Raw genomic sequence first — 23225 nt, forward strand, 5'->3', positions numbered from 1 at the left:
CCTGCGTCAGTTTTCGGGCCGGGGCCCACCAGGCTTCCGGGTGATGTGGCGGGCCCCGGATCCCTGCGTTCTGAACCCTTCCTCGATGTTAGACGTGCTGTTTCCAGAGGGTGATCGCGGGTCCTCGACCGGCCGAACCATTAGGCTGGCCGCGGTAGGTCGCGGCGTGCCTCTGCGAACGGCCCGGAGCAGGAATATCGTCCCTTCCGGATCGATTGAGATTAGTAGCGGTACACGTGGGTTACCCACGAGGGAAGAGAAGCCACAACCTGATGACGGGGAGTTCGAGTTCAGTGTCCGAAACCGCCTCTACCAGCGAGAAGAACCCACTCCTCCGGCGCAACGTGCCCGCCGACTGGACCGACCTCGACACGCGGGCCGTCGACACCGTTCGGGTGCTCGCCGCGGACGCGGTCGAGAACTGCGGCAGCGGTCACCCCGGCACCGCGATGAGCCTCGCACCGCTCGCCTACACGCTGTTCCAGAGGACGCTGCGTCATGACCCGGCGGACCCCGAGTGGCCCGCCCGCGACCGCTTCATCCTCTCCGCGGGGCACTCGAGCCTCACCCTCTACATCCAGCTGTACCTCGCCGGGTTCGGCCTGGAGCTGGAAGACCTGAAGCAGCTCCGCAAGTGGAACTCGAAGACCCCCGGTCACCCGGAGTACCGCCACACCAAGGGCATCGAGACCACCACCGGCCCGCTCGGCCAGGGTCTCGCCAACGGCGTCGGCATGGCGATGGCCGCCCGCCGCGAGCGCGGCCTGCTGGACCCGGAGCCCGCCGTCGGCGAGAGCATCTTCGACCACTACGTCTACGTGGTCGCCTCCGACGGTGACATCGAAGAGGGCGTCACCGCCGAGGCCTCGTCGATCGCCGGCCGCCAGGAACTCGGCAACCTGATCGTCTTCTGGGACGACAACGAGATCTCGATCGAGGACGACACCAAGATCGCGCTGTCCGAGGACGTCGTGAAGCGCTACGAGGCCTACGGGTGGCACACCCAGGTCGTCGAGGGTGGCGAGGACGTCGTCGCGATCGAAGAGGCCATCAAGGCCGCGAAGGCGGAGACCGAGCGCCCGTCGTTCATCGCGCTGAAGACCGTCATCGGGTACCCGGCGCCGAAGAAGATGGGCACCGGCAAGGCCCACGGCGCCGCGCTCGGTGCCGAAGAGGTCGCCGCGGTGAAGGAGATCCTCGGCTTCGACCCGGAGCGGAACTTCCAGGTCGACGACGAGGTCATCGCGCACACCCGCCAGGCCGTCGACCGCGGCAAGACCGCGCGCGCCGAGTGGCAGGAGAAGTTCGAGGCGTGGGGCGCCGCCAACCCGGAGCGCAAGAAGATCGCGGACCGGATGGCCACCCGCACGCTGCCCGACGGCTTCGCCGACAACCTGCCGAAGTGGGAGCCGGACGCCAAGGGCATCGCGACCCGCAAGGCCTCCGGTGAGGTGCTCAACGCGCTCGCCGACCCGCTTCCCGAGCTGTGGGGCGGTTCCGCGGACCTCGCGGAGAGCAACAACACCACCATGAAGGGGGCCGACTCGTTCGGCCCGGAGAAGGCTTCCACCGACATGTGGAAGACCAGCCCGTACGGCCGGACGCTGCACTTCGGCATCCGTGAGCACGCGATGGGCTCGATCCTCAACGGCATCGCGCTGCACGGCGGCACCCGCCCCTACGGCGCGACGTTCCTGATCTTCTCCGACTACATGCGCCCGCCCGTGCGGCTGGCCGCGCTGATGAAGGCGCCGGTCACCTACGTGTGGACGCACGACTCGATCGGCCTCGGCGAGGACGGACCGACCCACCAGCCGATCGAGCAGCTCTCCTCGCTGCGCGCGATCCCCGGCCTCAACGTCGTCCGCCCGGCGGACGCCAACGAGACCGCCTACGCGTGGAAGGCCGTCCTGGAGGACGTCCACCACCCGTCGGGCCTCGCGCTCACCCGGCAGAACGTGCCGGTCCTGGAGGGCACCAGCGCCGAAGGCGTCAAGCGGGGCGGCTACGTCCTCGCCGAAGCGTCCGACGGCAAGCCCCAGGTCGTGCTGATCGCGACCGGCTCCGAGGTCCAGCTGGCCGTCGAGGCCCGCAAGACCCTCGAAGCCGACGGCATCACGGCGAGCGTCGTCTCGATGCCGTGTGTCGAGTGGTTCGACGCGCAGGACCAGTCCTACAAGGACTCGGTGCTGCCGCCGTCGGTCAAGGCACGCGTCTCCGTCGAAGCCGGTATCGCCCTTTCGTGGCACCGCTTCACCGGTGACGCCGGGGAGAACGTCTCGATCGAGCACTTCGGTGCCTCGGCCGACGCCGGCACTCTGTTCCGCGAGTTCGGTTTCACCGCGGAAGCCGTCGTCGACGCCGCCCGTCGCTCGATCGCCAACACCAAGAACTGAACTGAAGGGGAAAGCATGAGCAACGACAAACTCGCTCAGCTGTCCGAGGCAGGGGTGTCGATCTGGCTCGACGACCTGTCCCGTGAGCGCCTGAACACCGGCAACCTCGCCGGCCTGATCCGCGACAAGCACGTCGTGGGCGTGACGACCAACCCGACGATCTTCGCCAACGCGATGTCCAAGGGCGAGGCGTACGACGAGCAGACCCGCGAGCTGGCAGCCCGCGGCGCCGATGTCGAAGCCACCATCCGCGAGCTGACCACCACCGACGTGCGCAACGCCGCGGACCTGTTCCGCGACGTCTACACCGCCACGAACGGGGTCGACGGCCGGGTGTCCATCGAGGTGGACCCGCGGCTGGCCAAGGACTCCGACAAGACGGTGGCCGAGGCGCAGGACCTGTGGAAGACCGTGGACCGGCCGAACGTGCTGATCAAGATCCCGGCCACCGAAGAGGGTCTCCCGGCCATCACCAAGACCCTGGCCGAGGGCATCAGCGTCAACGTCACGCTGATCTTCTCGGTCGAGCGGTACCGGGCGGTCATCGAGGCCTACTTCGCCGGTCTTGAGCAGGCGAAGGCCAACGGCCACGACCTCAAGGGCATTCACTCGGTCGCGTCGTTCTTCGTGTCCCGTGTGGACACCGAGATCGACAAGCGGCTCGACGCCATCGGCACCGACGAGGCCAAGGCGCTGCGCGGTGAAGCCGCCATCGCCAACGCGCGGCTCGCGTACGCGGCGTTCGAGGAGCTTTCGGCCACGGACCGCTGGAAGAAGCTCGCCGAGGCGGGCGCGAACGCGCAGCGTCCGCTGTGGGCCTCCACCGGTGTGAAGGACCCCGAGTACTCCGACACCCGCTACGTGGACCAGCTCGTCGTCAAGGACACGGTCAACACGATGCCGGAGAAGACCCTCGACGCCGCGGCGGACCACGCCGACGTCACCGGCGACACGGTGACCGGCAAGGGCGCCGACGCGCAGGCCGTCTTCGACAAGCTGAGCGCGATCGGCATCGACATCACCGACGTGTTCCTGACCCTCGAGAACGAGGGCGTGGAGAAGTTCGAGAAGTCCTGGACCGAACTTCTCGAGACCGTCACCGGGCAGCTGGAAAAGGCAAAGGACTGATCCCGACCATGGCAGGGGAAACGACCGGCGTCGAAATCGTCGACGCCGCCCTGGCCGGCGAGGCCGCTCCGTTCGCGGAGCGGCTCGTCGCCGATCAGGTCGCATCGAAATTGGCGTCCCAGGACGCCACACTGTGGGGTCCCGAAGCCGAGTCCGAAGCGTCGATCCGTCTCTCGTGGACGACGCTGCACAAGTCCTCGCGGCCGTTGATCGGCGAGATCGAGGCACTGCGGACCGACCTGCGCTCGGAGGGCGTCGACCGCGTCGTCCTCGCCGGCATGGGCGGTTCGTCGCTGGCACCCGAAGTGATCACCGCGACGGACGGCGTCGCGCTGACCGTCCTCGACACCACCGACCCGGGTCAGGTAGCCGACGCGCTCGCCGGTGACCTGGAGCGGACGGTCATCGTCGTGTCGTCGAAGTCCGGCGGCACCGTCGAGACCGACAGCCACCGGCGGATCTTCGCGAAGGCCTTCGCCGACGCGGGCATCGACGCGAGCCGGCGGATCGTGGTCGTCACCGACCCGGGTTCGCCGTTCGCGGAACTGTCCGAAAAGGAGGGGTACCGCAAGGTCTTCCTCGCCGACCCGAACGTCGGCGGCCGCTACTCGGCGCTGACCGCGTTCGGGCTCGTCCCGGCCGGGCTCGCCGGCGCGGACGTCGCCCGCCTGCTCGACCAGGCCGCTTCGGTGGCGGACACGCTGGCTGCCGACTCCGCGGACAACCCCGCGGTCAAGCTGGCGGCGGCCTGGGTCGCGGCGCACGAAAAGGGCGCCGAGAAGGTCGTCATCGCTGACACCGGCTCCGGCATCAAGGGCTTCGCCGACTGGGCGGAGCAGCTGATCGCCGAGTCCACCGGCAAGCAGGGCACCGGTCTCCTTCCGGTCGCCGTCGAGGGTCCGGACTCCCCCGGGTTCGCCGACGCCAAGGACGACGCCACCCCGGTGGCCGTCGGTCAGGCCGAAGGCACCGCGAAGATCTCCGTGACCGGCTCGCTCGGCGCGCAGTTCCTGTTGTGGGAGTTCGCCACCGCGTTCGCCGGACGGCTGCTCGGGATCAACCCGTTCGACCAGCCCGACGTCGAGGCCGCCAAGAAGGCCGCGCGGTCGCTGCTCGACAACCCGGACAAGCTCAAGGGCGGCGAAGAGCCGTCCACTGTGGACGGCGCGGTCGAGGTGTTCGGCTCGGCAGGCGTTGCCACGGAAGGGAAGCTCGCGGACATTCTGCGGGCTTTCTTCGATTCCGCACCGGAAACCGGCTACATCGCGGTGCAGGCGTACCTCGACCGTCTCGACGACGCGTCGACATCGCTCCTGCGCGGCGAGATCGCCAAGCGGACCGGTCGCCAGACCACCTTCGGGTGGGGGCCGCGGTTCCTGCACTCCACCGGGCAGTACCACAAGGGCGGGCACCAGAACGGGGTCTTCCTGCAGATCACCGGCGCGGTCGAGCAGGATCTCGACGTGCCGGACCGGCCGTACACGCTCGGCGTCCTGCAGCACGCTCAGGCGCTGGGTGACGGACAGGTGCTCGCGGAGCACGGTCGCCCGGTGCTGCGGCTGCACCTCACCGACCGGGCCGCCGGCCTGGCCGAACTGGTCCGCGCGGTACAGGAGGCAGGCGAGTGACCCGAGCCTGGAGCAACCCGCTGCGCGACCCGCGCGACAAGCGGCTGCCGCGGATCGCCGGGCCGTCCAGCCTGGTGATCTTCGGCGTGACCGGTGACCTCGCCCGCAAGAAGCTGATGCCGGCGATCTACGACCTCGCCCACCGCGGGCTGCTGCCCGCCGGGTTCTCGCTGGTCGGTTTCGCCCGCCGGGACTGGGAACACCAGGACTTCGGCGAGCTCGTGCACGACTCGGTCAAGGAGCACGCGCGGACGCCGTTCAAGGAGTCGGTGTGGAACCGGCTCGCCGAAGGCATCCGTTTCGTGCAGGGCACCTTCGACGACGACGACGCCTTCGACAGGCTCGCGCAGACGGTCAAGGACCTCGACGCCGAACGTGGCACCGGCGGCAACACCGCGTTCTACCTGTCGATCCCGCCGAGCGCGTTCCCGGTGGTGACCAAGCAGCTCGCCCGCTCCGGCCTCGCCGACGCGAGCGAGGAGACCTGGCGCCGCGTGGTCATCGAGAAGCCGTTCGGCCGCGACCTCAAGAGCGCCAAGGAGCTCAACGAGATCGTGAACGACGTCTTCCCCGAGGAGTCGGTGTTCCGCATCGACCACTACCTCGGCAAGGAGACGGTGCAGAACCTGCTGGCGCTGCGGTTCGCGAACCAGCTGTTCGAGCCGATCTGGAACGCCAACTACGTCGACCACGTGCAGATCACCATGGCCGAGGACATCGGTCTCGGCGGCCGCGCGGGGTACTACGACGGCATCGGCGCCGCCCGCGACGTCATCCAGAACCACCTGCTGCAGCTCCTCGCGCTGACCGCGATGGAGGAGCCGGTCTCGTTCGCGCCGCGCGCGCTGCGGTCCGAGAAGGTCAAGGTGCTTTCGGCGACGAAACCCTTGGGACCGCTGGAAGAGACCACCGCGCGCGGGCAGTACGCGGGCGGCTGGCAGGGCGGCTCGAAGGTGCCGGGCCTGCTGCAGGAAGACGGTTTCGCGAAGGACTCGACCACCGAGACCTACGCCGCGGTGACGCTGGAGGTGCAGAACCGCCGCTGGGCGGGCGTGCCGTTCTACCTGCGCACCGGCAAACGGCTGGGCCGCCGGGTCACCGAGATCGCCGTGGTGTTCAAGCGGGCGCCGCATCTGCCGTTCGACTCGACCTCGACCGAGGAACTGGGCCAGAACGCGCTGGTGATCCGGGTGCAGCCCGACGAGGGCATCACGCTGCGGTTCGGGTCGAAGGTGCCGGGGACCACCATGGAGGTCCGCGACGTCACCATGGACTTCGGCTACGGGCACGCGTTCACCGAGTCGTCCCCGGAAGCCTACGAGCGGCTCATCCTGGACGTGCTGCTCGGCGAGCCGTCGCTGTTCCCGGTGAACGAAGAGGTCGAACTGTCCTGGGAGATCCTGGACCCGATCCTCGACCACTGGGCCAAGAAGGGCGCGCCCGAGGCGTACCCGCCCGGTTCGTGGGGGCCGCCGTCCGCGGACGAAATGCTGGAACGTACCGGCCGGAACTGGAGGCGTCCGTGATCATCGACCTGCCGTCGACCACGACGTCGCAGCTGAACAAGAAACTCGTCGAGATCCGCGAACAAGGCGGGCAGGTGGCACTCGGCCGGGTGCTCACGCTGGTCATAGTGGCCGACGACGACGACCGGCTCGAAGAAGCGATCGAGGCCGCCAACGAGGCCAGCCGGGAGCACCCCTCGCGGGTGATCGTGGTGGCCAAGGGCGCGCGGACCGCGGCACCGCGGATCGACGGCCAGATCCGGGTCGGCGGCGACGCCGGCGCGAGCGAGGTCATCGTCCTGCGGCTCTACGGTCCGCTGGCCTCGCAGGGGCAGAGCGCGGTCGTGCCGCTGCTCCTGCCGGACGCGCCGATCGTCACCTGGTGGCCCGGCACCGGCCCGAAGGCGCCCGCCAAGGACCCGCTCGGCGAGCTGGCCCAGCGCCGGATCACCGACTCCGCGGCGGAAAAGGCGCCGGTGCGGGCACTCACCACCCGGGCGAAGTCCTATGTGGAGGGTGACACCGACCTGGCGTGGACCCGGCTGACCAGCTGGCGCGCCCAGCTGGTGTCCGCTTTGGACCTTCCGCCGCACGAGAAGGTCACCGGGGCGACCGTGACCGGCGAGGCCGACTCGCCGTCGACCGAACTGCTCGCCGGCTGGCTGGCCGAGTACCTCAAGGTGCCGGTGAAGCGGGTCAAGAGCACCGGCGCCGCGGGCATCATCTCGGTGACGCTGGAACGGCGTTCCGGCGCGGTGGAACTGCACCGGCCGGACGGGCGGGTCGGCACGCTGACCCAGCCGGGCCAGCCGACGCGGCGGATCGCCCTGCAGCGGCGGGACAACAAGGACTGCCTGATCGAGGAGCTGCGGCGGCTCGACCCGGACGAGGTCTACGAGGCTTCGCTGAACGGGCTCTCCAAGATCTCGTCGGGCACCACGGTCAAGGCCGCTCCGGCGAAGAAGGCGGCCCCGGCCGCTTCCAAGAAGAAGGCCCCTGTCGCCGCTTCGAAGAAGAGCGCCTCATGAGCAAGACCGAGGTCGTCGTCTACGAGAACCCGGACCTCCTGGCCGCCGCCACGGCGGCCAGGCTGGTCACCCGGATCGTCGACGTCCAGGCCGCCAAGGGCTCGGCTTCGGTGGTGCTCACCGGCGGCGGTACCGGGATCGCGATCCTGCGGGAACTGCGTGACTCCAGTGCCCGTGACGCCATCGACTGGTCGCGTCTCGACCTCTACTGGGGCGACGAGCGGTTCGTCCCGGCGGACTCCGACGAGCGCAACGAGAAGCAGGCCCGCGAGGCCCTGCTCGACCATGTCCCGCTCGACCCGAAGCGGGTGCACGCCATGGCACCCTCCGACGGCGAGTTCGGCGACGACGTGGATGCCGCCGCCGCGGCCTACGCGGAGGTCCTGGCGGCCACCGACGCGGCCTTCGACATCATGCTGCTGGGCCTCGGCGGGGAGGGGCACACCGCCTCGATCTTCCCGGAAAGCCCCGCGGTGTACGAGAAGGAGCTTTCGGTCGTCGCCGTCCGCGACTGCCCGAAGCCGCCGCCGACCCGGATCTCGCTGACCCTGCCCGCGATCCGTCGCGCGCAGGACATCTGGCTGGTCACCGGCGGCGACGCCAAGGCGGACGCCGTCGCACAGGCGCTGGCCGGTGCGGGCGAGGTCCAGATCCCGGTGGCGGGAGCACGCGGCAGCCGTCGCACGCTCTGGCTGCTGGACCAGGGCTCCGCCTCGAAGCTGACGAAGGTCTATCAAACGCCTGCGGGCTGACCTTCTCTTTGCGCGTGAAGGCCCTCTTCCCTCCGGTTCAACCGAGGGAAGAGGGCCTTCACGCGTATCCGGGAGGCCTCCAACACCCCCATGGCGGAACTCCGGGAGGGTCTCTCTTCTCTACCCTGAAGGTCAGGAAGGACGCACGGAAGGGTCACCGTGCGACCACGAAACGTGACGAAGATCAAAAACCGGCATCACTGGCGTCAGAACCGGCGCCGGTATCCGTCGAAGTGATCAGCGGACCACCGAGCCCAGGTGGTCCGGTGTGGATCCGACCGACCGAACGTTCATGCACTTGTCCGCAGAACGGACAGTGACCGGACAGTCGCTAGCCCGACTGGGGGAAACTTACCGTCCTGGTACATCCACCCGTTAGCATCCGCACATTTGTTCGTTCCTGCGCGTCCCGATCGGGCGAAGAACACGTCTCTTCATTCAAGTCCACAAGACGAGTGAGGTCGCCAGCGATGAGCACAGAGGGTCTCTCGATGCCAGGTATCTCGGTGGGCGGCTCCGGAGCGGACGCCGCCGATCGGATGCGCCGTGCCGCCGGGGTCATGTCGTTCGCCAAGATCAAACGTCCGGCGCTGGTCGCACTGGGCGTCGACACACTCGCGATCTTCCTGGCCGCACTCGACGTGTGGCTGGTGATCCCCGAAAAGGCCCAGCCGTACTCCATCTACCTGTCCGGCGCCGCGTGCCTCGGCCTCGCCTTCCGCCGCAAGCTGCCGTTCCTCGCGGTGATCGTGACCGTCCCCGGCTTCCTGGCGGGATGGTCCCAGCTGGCCGCGATGATCGCGCTCGGCTTCCTCGCCACCCGCAAGCAGATGCACTGGCAGACCTGGACGGGGTTCGCGCTCGTCTTCACCTGCCGGTTCGTCCAGTGGCCGCTGGCCGACTTCGTCGAGCTCAGCTGGCGTGAACACGTCCTGGACGGGATCTACGGCGTCATCGTCGCCGGGATGCCGGTGGCCATCGGCCTGCTCATCGGGGCTCGGACCGAGATCTCGCAGAAGCTCTCCGAACTCGCCGCCAGCCGCGACCGCGAACGCCGCTTCCACGCCGACGCGGTCCGCGCGGAGGAACGTGCCCGCCTCGCGAGGGAGATGCACGACGTCGTCTCGCACCAGATCACGCTGATCGCGATGCAGGCCGGCGCGCTGCAGGCGCAGACCACCGACCCCCGCTCGCTCGAGACCGCACTGGTCATCCGAAAACTCAGCACCAAGACCCTGGAAGAGCTGCGTTCGCTCGTGAGCGTGCTCCGCTCGGGCTCCGAGGACGACGGGCCGCGGCCGGGGATCAACGAACTCGACCGGCTGATCCGCGGCTCGGACGTCCCGGTGCACCTCACCGTAGAGCGGATCCCCGATCTCCTGCCGAGTCAGGTTTCGGCGGCCGCCTACCGGACGGTGCAGGAATGCCTGACCAACGTGCACAAACACGCACCGGGCGCCACCGCGACCATCCGGATCCAGGGCGAGCACGGTTCCCTCAAGGTGGAAATACGCAATGAGCGCGCCCGGACGTCCGGTGCGTCCCTGCCGTCGGGAGGGCATGGGCTGACCGGTCTGGCCGAACGCGCTCGACTGCTGGGTGGGAGCTTCGAGACCGCCGACACCGAGGACGGCGGGTTCCGGGTGCGTGCCCGGTATCCGCTCGACCGGTGACCGGCCGGTCGGTGGAGGCGCGCTGAACCCGCGTCTCCGGCGGCGGGGCGCACCCGCCGACCTGGCGTTGACATGCCAAACGCCCGCGTCCTGGCGACGGGATCGCGGACGCGGGCTTCAGCCCTGGAAGACCGGAGGCTAGATCTCCCGGCGCTGGCGCAACCGCTCCAGCGCCTCGGCGAGGATGGCCTCGCCGTCGGCGTCGGAACGCCGTTCCTTCACGTAGGCGAGGTGGGTCTTGTAAGGCTCGGTCCGAGGCGCGGCAGGCGGGTTCTTCTCGTCCTGCCCACCCGGAAGCCCGCAGCGTGGGCAGTCCCACTCTTCGGGAATCTCGGCGTCCATCGAGAACGACGGCTGCGCCTCGTGCCTGTTGGCACACCAGTAGGAAATGCGGCGCCGCGGCGCCGACTCACCCCGTTCCGATTCGCCCGAAGGTCCGGCACCCACACGGGTGCCCCGAATCGCGTTACCGCCAACCATGAATCCTCACACCTATAGGGATCGGCGGCGCGCCCCCCATAGGCACGCCGAAACACCTGGATCGATCAGACCTTGAGCAGGAGCCCCAGGCCGATGATGCTGATCAGCCACACCGCGCCCAGCAGGAGCGTGATCCGGTCGAGGTTCTTCTCGGCCACGCTCGAGCCGGAAAGGCTCGACTGCATACCGCCACCGAACAGCGACGACAGACCGCCACCACGACCGCGGTGCAGCAACACGGCGACCACCAGGAAAAAGCTTGAGGCGATCAACAGGATTTGCAGGAACAGCTTCATGTCATCCTCTGCGCTCTTGGAGAATGCAGGAAAACGGTGCGTGCCGATAGTTCGTGACTACCAGAACACACCGTACTCCTGGACTCGTCCACTGCTGTGTGACGGACCGGATACACAGGTTACCCGGTTGGTGCCCCGATCAGGGCAGGGGCCCGCCCGCGGCGAGTGCGCAGAGTTTGGTGAACTCGTCACCATCCAGGCTCGCACCACCAACGAGGGCACCATCGATGTTCTCGCAGGCGACGAGGTCACTGATGTTGTTGGCCTTCGCCGAGCCGCCGTAGAGCACGCGGACCGAGGACGCGACCTCGGCACCGTACTTCTCGGCGAGGGTGGCGCGGATGGCTCCGCACACCTCCTCGGCGTCCTGCGGGGTCGCGACCTTGCCGGTCCCGATGGCCCAGACCGGCTCGTAGGCGACGACGACGTCCTTGACCTGCTCGTTCTTGAGCCCCTTGAGGCCCTCGACCAGCTGGGTCGTGGTGTGGGCGATGTGCTCGCCGGCCTCGCGGACCTCGAGCTTCTCCCCCACGCACAGGATCGGCGTGATGCCGTGCTTGAGCGCGGCCTTGACCTTCTTGTTGACGAGTTCGTCGGACTCGCCGTGGTACTCGCGCCGCTCCGAGTGCCCGACGGTGACGAAGCTGCAGCCCAGCTTCTTCAGCATCACGCCCGACACGTCACCGGTGTAGGCACCGGAGTCGTGCGGCGACAGGTCCTGGGCGCCGTAGGTGAGCGACAGCTTGTCGCCGTCGGTCAGCGTCTGGACGCTGCGGATGTCGGTGAACGGCGGCAGGACCGCGACGTCGACCTTCGCGTAGTACTTCTCCGGCAGGGCGAAGGCGATCTTCTGAACCAGCGCGATGGCTTCGAGGTGGTTCTGGTTCATCTTCCAGTTGCCGGCGATGAGGGGTTTGCGCGCCACTAGTCGTTCTCTCCCAGCACAGCGACTCCGGGCAGTTCCTTGCCCTCCAGGTACTCCAGCGACGCGCCGCCGCCGGTCGAGATGTGCGAGAAGCCGTCCTCGGGGAGGCCGAGCTGCCGCACGGCCGCGGCGGAGTCGCCACCGCCGACCACGGTGAAGGCGTCGCTCTTGACGAGCGCTTCGGCCACGGCACGGGTGCCGCCGGCGAAGGACTCGAACTCGAACACGCCCATCGGGCCGTTCCAGAACACGGTCGCGGCGTCGGCCAGCTTGCCCGCGAACAGCTCGCGCGACTTCGGGCCGATGTCGAGACCCATGCGGTCGGCCGGGATGGCCGACGCGTCGACGACGTCGAACTCGGCGTCGGCGGCGAAGCCCGTCGCGGCGAGGAAGTCCACCGGCAGGATCAGTTCGACGCCACGCTTCTCCGCCTCGGCGAGGAAACCGGCGACCTGCTCCAGCTGGTCTTCCTGCAGCAGCGATTTGCCGACCTCGTGACCCTGGGCCTTGAGGAAGGTGTACGCCATGCCGCCGCCGATGAGCAGCCTGTCGACCTTGGTCAGCAGGTTGGCGATCACCGCCAGCTTGTCCGACACCTTCGCGCCGCCGAGCACGACGACGTACGGCCGCGCGAGGTCCTCGGTGAGCTTCTTGAGGACGTCGACCTCGGCGAGCACCAGACCGCCCGCGTACGCCGGAAGCGCCCGCGCGATCTCGTAGACCGAGGCCTGCTTGCGGTGCACGACACCGAAGCCGTCGGAGACGAACGCGCCGCCCGGGACGAGCGCGGCCAGCTCGGCGGCCAGTTCCTGACGTTCCGCCTCGACCTTGCTGGTCTCGCGCGCGTCGAAACGCACGTTCTCCAGCAGGGCGACCTGACCGTCGGTCAGGCCCGCGACGGTGGCCTTGGCGGACTCGCCGACCAGGTCACCGGCCAGCGGGACGTCGACGCCGAGCAGCTCGGTGAGCTTCGCGGCGACGGGCGCGAGGGAGAACTTCGGGTCCGGCTCGCCCTTGGGACGGCCGAGGTGCGCCGTGACGACCACCTTCGCGCCCGCCTCGGCGAGGCGCTTGAGGGTCGGCAGGGCCGCGCGGACGCGGCCGTCGTCGGTGATCTTGTCCCCGTCGAGGGGGACGTTCAGGTCGGACCGTACGAGTACGAACCGGCCCGAAACGTCCCCGCTCAGCAGGTCTTCGAGGTTCTTCAGCGCCATCGGTCAGGAAAGCTTGTTGCCGACGAGCTTGACGAGGTCGGCGAGGCGGTTGGAGTAGCCCCACTCGTTGTCGTACCAGCCGATGACCTTGACCTGGTTGCCGATGACCTTGGTCAGCGGCGCGTCGTAGATGCAGGACGCCGGGTCGGTGACGATGTCGGCCGAAACGATCGGGTCCTCGTTGTAGCGCAGGATGCCGGCCAGGGGGCCCTCGGCGGCGGCCTTGTACGCGGCGTTGATCTCCTCGAGGGTCGCGCTCTTGGTCAGCGTGACGGTGAGGTCGGTGGCCGAGCCGGTCGGGATCGGGACACGCAGCGCGTAGCCGTCCAGCTTGCCCTGCAGCTCCGGCAGGACCAGGCCGATGGCCTTGGCGGCACCGGTCGAGGTCGGGACGATGTTCAGCGCGGCGGCGCGGGCGCGGCGCAGGTCCTTGTGCGGCGCGTCCTGCAGGTTCTGGTCCTGCGTGTACGCGTGGATGGTGGTCATCAGGCCCTGCTCGATGCCGAACGAGTCCTGCAGGACCTTGGCCAGCGGGCCGAGGCAGTTCGTGGTGCAGGAGGCGTTCGAGATGATGTTCTGCGAGCCGTCGTACTTGTCGTCGTTGACGCCCAGCACCACGGTCAGGTCCTCGCCCTTGGCGGGCGCGGAGATGATGACCTTCTTCGCGCCGCCGGCGAGGTGCGCCTTCGCGGCGTCGGCGTTGGTGAAGAAGCCGGTCGACTCGACGACGACGTCCACGCCCAGGTCGGCCCAGGGCAGGTTGGCCGGGTCGCGCTCGGCGAGGGCCTTGATCGTCTTGCCGTCCACGACGATGCCCTCGTCGCTGACGCTGACCTCGCCCGGGAAGCGGCCGAGGATGGAGTCGTACTTCAGCAGGTGGGCCATCGTGGCGACGTCGCCGAGGTCGTTGAACGCGACCACCTCGATGTCGTGACCGGCGGCCTGCACGGCCCGGAAGAAGTTGCGGCCGATGCGGCCGAAGCCGTTGACACCTACGCGAACCGTCACTGCTGCCACTCCCTAGAGACTCGTCCGGGATCGCCCCGGTAAGACGTCCTTTACTCGGGCGCAACCCTAGCGTGCGTGCTCGGGCGACCCTCTTTGCCCTGACGAGACTTCCACCACTCGGTGGGTCAGGTCAAGAATCGATTAAGTGGTTCGCCACCAGGACGTCTGCTGAAAACTCTCAGCTTCGTTGTGCTAGCCGTCGCTCCAGCGGGGTGCGCATCCGTGGCGTGACTCGCACCTCTCCGAACCACCCGGCCAGGTGGTTCGCCTCCGCCTCGACGGCCCGTTCGACGTCCGAGCCGACGTCTTCCAGGAAGTGGTGGACGACTTCGCCGTCCGGACGCTGAGCCCAGCCGCCGACGATCCGGCCGTCGGCCCAGACGGTGGGCCCGATGTTGCCCGTGCCGTCGAACAGCGGGGCGCGGTGCGGCCCGAGGTACCAGTCCCGCTCGATCCACCCCATCGACGTCGGGTCGAGCGACGGGAGCAGCGCCACCCACGGCCCGGGCTCCGCGACCGGCTCCAGGTCGTCGGCGAGCACCACGCCGGGAACACCGTCGAGGTCGACCTCGATCGGCTGAACGGCCGCGAGTGCCTTCTTCGTCTGGCCTGCCGTCCAGCCCGTCCACCATCGCAGGTCCGCGATCGGTGCCGGGCCATAGGCGTGAAGCCACTTACGGGCGAGTTCGGCCCTGGCCTCGTCGGCGTCCCACTCGGCGATGCCCTGCGGCAGCCAGTCCGCCATCGGGGCCCAGTAGTGCTGGCTGCTGATCCAGCTCCCGCGCGGGCGCCCGCGCACGATCCGGCCGTCGACCGCGAGCTGGAACAGGACCCGGCTGGTGACGTTGGCGATCGCCTCGTACGGCTTTCCCTTCGCCATGATGAGTTGCTGCCTCAGCCGGGGCTCGTCCTCGACGAGCTGTTGTGCCGTCGCGGTACCGCGGGCCTTGAGCGCGCGCTCGGTCGCGTCCTCGACGTCGGCCAGCCAGCGCTCCGGATCGGGCACGTTCTCGGGATGTCCCTGCCTGCCGAGGTGCTGTTCGAGCAGGCGGCGCTGTTTCTTGGCGATGTCCGCCGAGCACGCCGCCTGGACCAGGGCCACGTTCTCCCGTCCGACCACGAAGACCGTGCGGCGCATGCCGAGCATCCGCACCAGCGTGCGCTCTTCGTAGAGCGCGTTCTCCAGTTCCGCGACGCCGTCTCCCTTGACCCTCGCCCACGCCGAGAGGTGGACCGTCGCCGGGTCTGTGGCGTGCAACGCGACGACCGCGTCCGCCGCGGCCCGCACCGACGGGGCGGGCGTGGCGAGGCGATGGCGCACGGCGAGACGGGCACGGCGCTGGCGGACGTCGATCTTGAGGGTCACGGACCGGTTCTACCACCGGGTCCCGACAGAACTCCGGAATCAGTCCGCGTGCGGCCTGATCGCGTGCCGCGCGTCGGCGCCGCACACGAAGACGTTGACCGACGAAGCCGCCAGCTCCCAGCCGGGACCGTCGTCCGGCTGCTCGCAGGGGCACCCGTCGTCCTGGCTTTCCGCGCTTTCCAAGGCCAGCAGGAGATCTAGACCCGCACCGCACTCCGGACAGGTCAGCGGGAAATCGTCGGGGTCGGACGTCCACCAGAAGTTCAGCCCGCCGAGCTTGGAGCCGGTGGCCAGCGGAGGCCAGGCGTCTTCCACATCGTCATCGACGAAATTTCCGAGCTCATCGAGGAAAGTCAGCGTCGCCTTGAGCTCGGCGGGCAGCTCCGACGGGCGCGGATGGTCGACGACCTCGCAAGGCGCGAACGAGCACGGCCGTGCGGGCAGGTACTCGTAGTCCTCGGTCTGGAACGGCTCGGGCGGGCTCTCGAGCAGATCGGTCACCCCGGCGGAATTCCGCCAGACCACCTGGACACCCGGCCCCCAGTAGCCGCGGCCGTCATGCGGGTCCGGGCAGAACAGCACCTGCAACAGGTCGGTGCCGTCGGGGAACGGCAGCTTCGGGAAGTCCTGCCGGAAGAACTGCGCCACGCCCGCCAGCGGCATCGCCTTGTCGTCCGGGTGCGCCGCTTCCACCTCGGCCGCCGGCGTGTGGATCACGCCCGGCGCCACCTCGTTCGGCGCGGTATCCGGACAGTGCGGCCACGGCTCATCGGCGGGCCACAGCAACGGTCCGCCGATGTGGCTGTCGTGCGCGGTCGGCGCACCCGCTCGGGGATGCAGGCGGACGGCTGTCCGAGTGAACGGGGTGAGGTCGGGGAACCCGTAGCCGTTTTGCGGCGAATCCGAAGGCATGGCGAGGATGCTAGGGACAACACAGCGGTCTTCGGTCGTGTTTCGCCGCATTCCTCCGCCAGGCGGTAAGACCGGACCGGGCGGGCGGGTGCCCGGTCCGGCCGTCGCTCAGCTCCGGGCCAGCTCGATCACCGGGATGACCCGGCTCGTCTTGTTCTGGTACTCGGCGAACTGCGGCATGAGGGCGGACTGCCGGGCGTAGACGTCGTCGCGCTCTGAGCCGGTCAGCACCCGTGCGCGGACCGGGAAGGTCTCGGTGCCGAGCTCGACCTTGGTGTCCGGATTGGCGACCAGGTTGTGGAACCACGCCGGGTTGTCGTCAGCGCCGCCCTTGCTGGCGAAGATGTAGATCCGGTCGTCCTCCAGGAGCGGGACGAGCGGCGCGATCCGCCGGGTGCCGGACTTCGCGCCGGTGTGGTGGACGAGGACCAGCGGGAAGCCCTCGAACATGCCACCCGCCTTGCCGCCGGTCTCGCGGAACTCGGCGATCACGCCGCGGTTGATCTCGTCGAAGTCGAAGTCGATCGTTTCTGCCATGAACCCGATCGTATGACGCAGCAGGTGACCGTATCGATGCCTGAAACGACCATGAACTTGTCCGTCTGTCGCATTATCCTCGGCTCCATGGACCTTTTGGCCGAGACACTCGCCGTCGGCGGCGTGCGGGGTGCCGCCGGAGCCCGGATCGAAGCGTCCGGCGCGTGGGGGATCCTCTGGCACCGCATCGCCGGCGCGGCCTTCTACGCCGTCACCTGCGGTACGGCCTGGCTGGACCTGCCGGGCCACCCGCCGAGACAGCTCATGCCCGGCGACGTCGTCCTGCTGCCGAACGGGTCCGAGCACACCCTGCGCAGCGCGCCGGAGGCCCCGATCATTCCCCAGCTGTGCACGGCGGCGGAGCGAGCGCGCAAGTGCGGCGGAGTACTGCGTCTCGGCTCCGGGGACGTGCAGACCCACATCCTCGGCGCGTCGTACGACTACGACCCGGCGGTGTCCATCCAGGTGCTCTCCACCCTGCCGGAACTGGTGCACATCCGCGCGGACCACGGCGGTGGCGGCCTCGACGACACCGTCCGCCTGCTCTCGCGCGAACTGGCCCGCCCGCAGATCGCCACCGAGTTCGTCCTCAACCGGCTCGTCGACATCCTCCTGGTCCAGTTGCTCCGCGTATGGCGGACGGAGAAACCGGCCGAGACGCGGGGAACCTGGCTCGGCGTCCTCGGCGATCCGTTGATCAGCGTGGCCTTGGTCAAGATCCACGAGGACCCGGCGAAACCGTGGACCACCGACCTGCTCGCGGCGGAACTGTCGACCTCGCGCAGCACGCTGACCCGCCGCTTCCGTGAAACCACCGGACGGACCCCCGGCGACTACCTCACCCAGTGGCGGATGGACCTGGCCGCGGTCCGGCTCCGCGACACCGGCGACACGGTGGACGCCATCGCCCACTCTGTCGGCTACACGTCGGTGTACGCGTTCAGCCGGGCATTCCGGCGCGCACGGCGCCAAGCTCCCGGGCAGTACCGCGCCTCGGCCCGGGAGGCGCTCAAGCCGGCCGGGTGACCGGAACGACGTCGAGAAGTTCTTTCAGGCCTTCGAAATCCTGTGGATTCGTGGTGTAGAGCGGCATCCGGTGCGCGATGGCCACACTGGCGATCATCAGATCGGCGACTCGCCGCCGGGGTGTCCTGCCCATCGCGAGCACGGACGCCGACACCCGGCCGAAGATGCGGGCCGCCTCGGTACCGAACGGCAACGGATCGAACTCCGATTCCACCCGTTGCAGCAGATCCGTGCGCCGGGCCCGCTCGGCCGGGTCGGCGGCGTAGTGCGGTCCGGCCGAAAGCTCGGCGAGCGTGATCGTGCTGATCGACATCGAATCCGGCAGCTGGGCGTGATCGATCGTCCGGCGCAGGATGAGGATGCTCGTGTCGAGCAGGCCGTGAACCTCAGCGGCCATAGGGATCGTCCGCCTCACCTTCGAAAGCGTCGTCGAGGTCCGCGCGGAACCTGTCCGGGTCGATGAGTGGAGCGTTCGCCGAGCCGGTGGCGAACTGCTCACGGGAAACGGCGTGCCGGCGACAGAGCGGAACCAGCTGGGCGATGGGCGAGCCGCTGCGGGTCACGGTGAAGGTTTCACCGTGCTCGACCGCGTCCATGATCTCGCCGGACCGGTTCCGGAGATCACGCTGGGAGATCTCGTGCTGAACGCTCATACTCACACTTTAGCATCCTGTGCCCCGCCGTGCCACGTCGTGCCACACCCTCGTCAGGCCGTCTCTTCCTCCGCTTCCGGCTCCTCGGCAGGCCGGGTGAACAACCGCGTCGCCGAAAGCCGCGCGACGCCGTCCGGATCCCCGAGTTCGTCGGTGGCGTTGCGGATGGTCGCGTCGACGGACAGGTACTTCCGCCCCGCCCGCAGGTCCGCGTCGTTGCGCAGCCGCACGATCAGCGGGAACTCGCTCAGCGCGCCGGCGTCGAACAGGCCGGTCGTGTAGATCAGCTGGACACCCAGCGCCTCGGCCACCGCCCGCTGCAGCTCCAGCAGGTACCCGGCGGACGCGCGGCCGATCGGGTTGTCGAGGAACAGCACGCCGGAGTGCCGGTTGCGGGCCTTGCCGCGGTTGTTGGCCCGTAGCGCCGCCAAAGTGCAGTACAGGATGATCGCCGCGGTCAGCTGCTGCCCGCCGGAGAACACGTCCCGGATCTCGGAAACGCGCTGACGTTCGGTCCGCAGCACGGAATCCGGCTTCAGCATGTCGACCCGGAAGCCCTTGGGAGCGGCGGCCTGCACGCCGCGCAGCACGAGCGAAAGCCCGTCCCGCTTGACGTCCCGGCCGTCGGAGGTCTTCCCCACCGCGGCCTCGTCGACGACCTCGCCCAGTTTCTCGGCGAGCACGTTCTCTTCGAGTTCGGTGAAACGGATCCGCAGGAACTCCTGGCCCGACCAATCGCCGAGACCGTCCGGCAGCCGCGAAACCCGTTGTGCCGCGCGAAGAGTGCGCAGCGCGCCATCGACCATGCCCTGCAGGCGGGTGATGATGCCGCCGCGGTGCCGGTCGATCTGCGCGAGATCGTCGGTGAGCGTGCGCAGCCGCGGGCGCAACGCCTCCGCCCATTCCGCGGCGTGCGCGGGCAGCTGGTCGCGGCGGACCGAGATCACCTGCTGCCGCACCGGCGTACTGAGCTTCTCGAACCGCTTGTCCGTGGCGTATTGCGCGAGCTGGTCGGCCGCCGCCCGCACCCGGCGGTCGCCCGCATCGGCGGCGTCCTGCGCCTCGGTGAGTGCGGCGTTGAGCCGGGAATGCTTGGTACGAGCCGATTCGACGTCGCCGTCGAACGCCGCCGCGTCGTCCTCTTTGGACAGAAGGTGCGCCATCGACTCGGCCAGCAAGCCGAAGCCGGACGCGGACGTCTTCGCGGACTCCAGCGTCGCTTCGGCCGCGGCACGGCGTTCCTGCAGTTCCTCCCATTTCCGCGCGGCGGCGGAGACTTCGAGGCTGGCGTCGTCGATCAGCGCCAGACCGTGCTCGATGTCCTGCGGCCGCGCGTCGGAAGAGATCGCGGCGAGTGCCGACGGCTGTTCCGGGAGCTGGCTCAGTTCCGCCTTGCGGGTCGCGACGAGGCCGACGATCTCGGTGCGTTCGTCCTCCAGCACCGCGACCGCGCGGTTCGCCCGCGCCTGCGCGGCCGCCCGTGCCGAAACGTCGGAACCGTCGGGCGTCTCCAGCAAGGTCAGGGCCCGCTCGCGGACGGCGTCGTCCAGTGCCTCGACGGACGCCCGCGCGGACGCCTCGACACTCTCCGCCTGGTCGAGTTCGGCCCGGAGATCGCTGCCGACCTCGACCTTCGAGTACGCCTCGGACGCGGACGCGAAGGTGCGCCGCAACGCGTCCACCGGCTCGGCGGGTGTGGGGTCGTCCTCGGTGACGTCGCTCGATCCCGGCACCTCGGCCAGTTCCGACTTCGCGGTCGTCGCCGTGCGGCGGTGCCCGTCGGCGGTGCGTTGTTCCTCACCGGCCTGCTCGCGCAGCCGGGAGGCCTTCGCCGCGGCTTCGGCCGCCGTCGACTCGGCCCGCTCGGCGGTCTCCGAAGCCCGCTCGACGTCGTCCGTCCACTCGGGAATCTTCGCGACGCGGGTGGCGAGCGCCTCCAGGCCCCGGGCCCGCTCCCCCGCCTCGGCCGACGCCGTGCGCAGCTCGGGAACGCGCTCCCGCAACCCGGTCGCCTTCTCACCGAGGCGCTGGAACTCCTTTTCCGCCTGGTCCAACGCTGTCCGCGCGGTCTCGTGCGCGGTGCGCGCGTTCTGCGACTGCTCGGCCAGCGTCGCGATGCTGCCGGGCGGGTAGTCCTCGCGCCAGGTCTTGAGTTTCCAGGACAGCGCGCTGTCGTCGGCCAGCGACGTCGCCAGCGCTTCCAGGCGGCGCTGCCGTTCCGCGTGGCGGAGCGCGATGGCCTCGCGCTCGGCGTCGGCGGCTTCCTCGTCGTACATCGCCGGGTTGGGCGGGACGAGGAATTCGATGCCCGCCTCGCCCGGCAGACGGTCGGTCGTGGTGGCCCCGGTGGTGGCGACCGGGATGATCGTGGTGGGCAGCAAGCGCCGCTCCGCCAGCACCTTCTCGGCGAGCCGGACCTGGTCCGGCTCGTTGAGCAGGATCCCCGAGACCAGCTGGGGCGCGCGGGCCAGCACGGCCGCCCGCCGCTTCTTGTCCAAAGTAGACAGATAACGCCAGCCGGACCACGCGTTCATCCCGGCGGCTTCCAGCGCGTCCAACGCGGCCTGGACCTCTTCGGTGGCGGGCAGGAGACCACCGGAGCCGAGCGCGTTCAGCGCGCGCTCGTCGACGGATTCCTCCATCCGCAACGCGGTCTGTTCCTTCTCCGCGGTCGAACCCGCCTCGCGAAGCCGCTCCAGCAGCACCGGAAGATCCGTCTCCAGCGCGACGTCGTCCGCGCCGAGGAGTTCGGTCAGCCGGGGTTCGACGGCGAGCGCGTCGGTGCGCCGGTTGGCCCGGTCCAGTTCCTCGGCGGCGCGTTCCAGCCGGTCCTTCGTGGACCCGGCGAGCCGGTGCGCGTCGTTGACGGTGGCCTGCGCGGACCGCAGATCCTCGGCCACGCGCTCGAGTTCCTGTTCCCGGCGGACGAGTTCGGCGGCGGTCGTCTCGGCCTCGGTCCGGGCCGCGCGCGCCGCTTCGGCGACGTCGGCACCGGCCTTGAGCACACCGGCGCGGACGGTTTCCGCGATCTCCTCACGGACCTCCGCGATCCTCGCGCCCAGTCCACGGGCTTCCGCGCGGCGCGAAGCGGCGAGGTTGGCCGATTCGTCACGTTCGGCTTGGGCTTTCTCCGCTTCCGCGCGCAGGGCACCGACATGCGCTTCGGCCTTCGCGGCCTGCTCGGTCGCGTTCTTGGCCAGCGCCAGCAGCCCCCTGGCGAGCGCGGCCGCGGCGGTGTTGCGCGCTTGCAGCGCGGGTTGCGCCTTCTGCTCGCGATTCCCCACCAGTTCGCGGAAATCGCGCGCCTTGCGGGCGGCGTTGAGGTGGTTGAGCACGGTGGCGCATTCACGCCAGGCCTCGGCGGCGGTCTTGGCCCCGGCCAGTTCGCCGTCGACCCGCTTCTTGCTCTCCTGGGCCTCGTCCAGCCGCAGTTTCCCGACCAGGCGCCGGAGTTCGGTGACGCCTGCGGTGAGACGGCGATGGTCGCCCTCGGCCAGTTTCTCCGCGGACTTCACCTCGTCGACGTGCTGATCGAGCCCGCTCAGCCGCTCGTTCTCCAGCTTGTCGCGAGCGGCGACCTGACCGGCCAGCGTCCGCATCTCGGCGCGGGCCGCGTCGGCGAGCTTCCGCGACGCGGCGGCGACGCCTTCCTCCTCGGCCAGCGGTGCGAGCAGTTCGAGCGCTCCGGCGACGAAGTCCCGCTCCGACAGCAGATCCCCGCGCTGCGCGAGGTTGTGCGCGTAGGTCGAGACGACCTCGGCGAGGTCCTTCGGCTCGTCCTCCGAAAGCACCGCGCGCAGCAGGAACTCGACGAACGCCTCGTCGGTGCTGAACGCGAAGGCGTCCGCCGCCTCGCCCTCACCGGCGTTCATCGCGCGCTGGTACCGGAAAAGCTCGGTGTCGAGGCCGAGGCCGTCCAGCCGGGACGTCCACTCGTGGTGGCGCCGGGTCCAGAACAGCTCCAGTTCCGGCTCGCCGCCGTGCACCTTGTCGAGCTGGTCGTGGAAGCCGGACATCGTCAGCAGCCTGCCGTCCGAGGTCAGCGGCAGCGAATCCAGATCGAGCGAAGGCGTGGGACGGAAGCAATACCAGGAGTCGACGAGGTTCTCCGAATCCGCCGACACCACGTGCCCGCGCCATTCCGACACCTTGCCGGTGATCACCCGGTGGCCGGTCTCGACCTGCAGCCACTCCAAGGCCACGTGCGAGACGTCCTTGGCGGCGACGAACTTCTCCAGCACCTTGGTGTTCGTCGTGCCGACGACCTGGCGGCGGCCGGGCAGCATGACCGAGAAGATCAGCTTGATCAGGACGGACTTGCCGCCGCCGTTCTCCAGGAACAGCACGCTCGCCGGTGACGGCCGCCGCGGCGGCCCCTCCCCCGCCAGATGGATCCCGGCGCTGAACAGCGCGTCCTGCTTGGGCGCGGTGATGGCCGCGCCGACGCCGCTGAAGTCCAGCACGACGTCCTGGTACCGCGCGCCCGACGGGCCCACCGAGTGCAGGCGAACCCGCGAAAGCTCGTACATCGATTCCGTCCCCTTATCCGAGAACCCGCGTCCGCGATCGCGTCGCCAGGGCGCTGGTTCCCGTCGATACCCATGCCGCGCTACCCGGCGCCCTGCCGCCGCAATAGCGGGGCCTGCGGCCGGGGCGGCTTCCTGTCGGCTGATTTCCGCTTATCACTGCTGCTCCGCC

19 protein-coding genes are annotated in these 23225 nt (G+C 69.4%); 8 read left to right on the forward strand and 11 right to left on the reverse strand.

The window, feature by feature from the left end:
• The first annotated feature begins 293 nt into the window (after positions 1-293).
• The 7 genes from tkt to ACLJRM_RS06910 all read left to right on the forward strand — a co-directional run bounded on the left by tkt (position 294) and on the right by ACLJRM_RS06910 (position 10110).
• Entirely contained in the window at positions 294-2396 is a 2103-nt protein-coding gene (tkt, locus tag ACLJRM_RS06880; protein WP_101606784.1) for a transketolase, read from the forward strand.
• A gap of 15 nt (positions 2397-2411) precedes the next feature.
• Positions 2412-3524, forward strand: a complete 1113-nt coding sequence (gene tal / locus ACLJRM_RS06885) for a transaldolase (protein WP_101606783.1) — start codon at positions 2412-2414, stop codon at positions 3522-3524.
• Positions 3525-3532: 8 nt separating this feature from the next.
• Positions 3533-5152: a glucose-6-phosphate isomerase gene (locus ACLJRM_RS06890; protein WP_410662595.1), complete on the forward strand. Its 1620-nt coding sequence runs from the start codon at positions 3533-3535 to the stop codon at positions 5150-5152.
• On the forward strand, positions 5149-6678 hold the full coding sequence (gene zwf / locus ACLJRM_RS06895) for a glucose-6-phosphate dehydrogenase (RefSeq protein WP_101606781.1): 1530 nt from the start codon (positions 5149-5151) through the stop codon (positions 6676-6678). The genes ACLJRM_RS06890 and zwf overlap by 4 nt, the downstream gene beginning before the upstream one ends.
• Complete coding sequence (gene opcA / locus ACLJRM_RS06900) at positions 6675-7685, forward strand: glucose-6-phosphate dehydrogenase assembly protein OpcA (protein ID WP_101606780.1); 1011 nt, start codon at positions 6675-6677, stop codon at positions 7683-7685. Before zwf ends, opcA begins: the two co-directional genes overlap by 4 nt.
• Entirely contained in the window at positions 7682-8437 is a 756-nt protein-coding gene (pgl, locus tag ACLJRM_RS06905) for a 6-phosphogluconolactonase (RefSeq protein WP_101606779.1), read from the forward strand. The genes opcA and pgl overlap by 4 nt, the downstream gene beginning before the upstream one ends.
• Before the next feature lie 470 nt (positions 8438-8907).
• Positions 8908-10110: a sensor histidine kinase gene (locus ACLJRM_RS06910; RefSeq protein ID WP_168214282.1), complete on the forward strand. Its 1203-nt coding sequence runs from the start codon at positions 8908-8910 to the stop codon at positions 10108-10110.
• 138 nt (positions 10111-10248) lie between these two features.
• On the opposite strand, the gene ACLJRM_RS06915 is transcribed toward ACLJRM_RS06910, so the two are convergent.
• The 8 genes from ACLJRM_RS06915 to ACLJRM_RS06950 form a co-directional block, all read right to left on the reverse strand.
• Complete coding sequence (locus tag ACLJRM_RS06915; RefSeq protein ID WP_026467877.1) at positions 10249-10590, reverse strand: RNA polymerase-binding protein RbpA; 342 nt, start codon at positions 10588-10590, stop codon at positions 10249-10251.
• Between the two features lie 65 nt (positions 10591-10655).
• The gene (secG, locus tag ACLJRM_RS06920) at positions 10656-10886 is read right to left on the reverse strand and encodes a preprotein translocase subunit SecG (protein WP_005152283.1); all 231 of its coding nucleotides are present in this window, start codon (positions 10884-10886) and stop codon (positions 10656-10658) included.
• 139 nt (positions 10887-11025) lie between these two features.
• Positions 11026-11811, reverse strand: coding sequence for a triose-phosphate isomerase (tpiA, locus tag ACLJRM_RS06925; protein ID WP_101606778.1), 786 nt, complete (start codon positions 11809-11811; stop codon positions 11026-11028).
• Positions 11811-13019 (reverse strand): phosphoglycerate kinase, encoded by a 1209-nt coding sequence (locus tag ACLJRM_RS06930; RefSeq protein WP_269467470.1) that lies wholly within the window; start codon positions 13017-13019, stop codon positions 11811-11813. Before ACLJRM_RS06930 ends, tpiA begins: the two co-directional genes overlap by 1 nt.
• 9 nt (positions 13020-13028) lie before the next feature.
• Positions 13029-14033 (reverse strand): type I glyceraldehyde-3-phosphate dehydrogenase, encoded by a 1005-nt coding sequence (gap, locus tag ACLJRM_RS06935; protein WP_101606776.1) that lies wholly within the window; start codon positions 14031-14033, stop codon positions 13029-13031.
• Positions 14034-14211: 178 nt separating this feature from the next.
• Entirely contained in the window at positions 14212-15399 is a 1188-nt protein-coding gene (locus ACLJRM_RS06940) for a winged helix DNA-binding domain-containing protein (protein ID WP_101606775.1), read from the reverse strand.
• A gap of 39 nt (positions 15400-15438) precedes the next feature.
• A complete protein-coding gene (locus tag ACLJRM_RS06945; protein WP_101606774.1) occupies positions 15439-16311 on the reverse strand; it encodes a hypothetical protein in 873 nt (290 codons plus the stop codon).
• A 108-nt stretch (positions 16312-16419) separates the two neighbouring features.
• Entirely contained in the window at positions 16420-16848 is a 429-nt protein-coding gene (locus tag ACLJRM_RS06950) for a nitroreductase/quinone reductase family protein (RefSeq protein WP_410662596.1), read from the reverse strand.
• Between the two features lie 87 nt (positions 16849-16935).
• Here ACLJRM_RS06950 and ACLJRM_RS06955 point away from each other — a divergent pair, with 87 nt between their 5' ends.
• On the forward strand, positions 16936-17874 hold the full coding sequence (locus ACLJRM_RS06955) for an AraC family transcriptional regulator (RefSeq protein ID WP_101606772.1): 939 nt from the start codon (positions 16936-16938) through the stop codon (positions 17872-17874).
• Here ACLJRM_RS06955 and ACLJRM_RS06960 read toward each other — a convergent pair.
• From ACLJRM_RS06960 to ACLJRM_RS06970, 3 genes are read right to left on the reverse strand one after another with little or no spacing between them, the layout of a single operon-like run.
• Positions 17858-18271, reverse strand: coding sequence for a type II toxin-antitoxin system VapC family toxin (locus ACLJRM_RS06960; protein WP_410662597.1), 414 nt, complete (start codon positions 18269-18271; stop codon positions 17858-17860). The genes ACLJRM_RS06955 and ACLJRM_RS06960 overlap by 17 nt on opposite strands.
• Positions 18261-18527: a type II toxin-antitoxin system Phd/YefM family antitoxin gene (locus ACLJRM_RS06965; RefSeq protein ID WP_101606770.1), complete on the reverse strand. Its 267-nt coding sequence runs from the start codon at positions 18525-18527 to the stop codon at positions 18261-18263. Before ACLJRM_RS06965 ends, ACLJRM_RS06960 begins: the two co-directional genes overlap by 11 nt.
• Positions 18528-18580: 53 nt before the next feature.
• Positions 18581-23056, reverse strand: coding sequence for a hypothetical protein (locus ACLJRM_RS06970; protein ID WP_410662598.1), 4476 nt, complete (start codon positions 23054-23056; stop codon positions 18581-18583).
• Positions 23057-23225: the final 169 nt, after the last annotated feature.

The sequence above is a fragment of the Amycolatopsis sp. lyj-84 genome (assembly GCF_046549075.1).
Lineage (GTDB): Bacteria > Actinomycetota > Actinomycetes > Mycobacteriales > Pseudonocardiaceae > Amycolatopsis.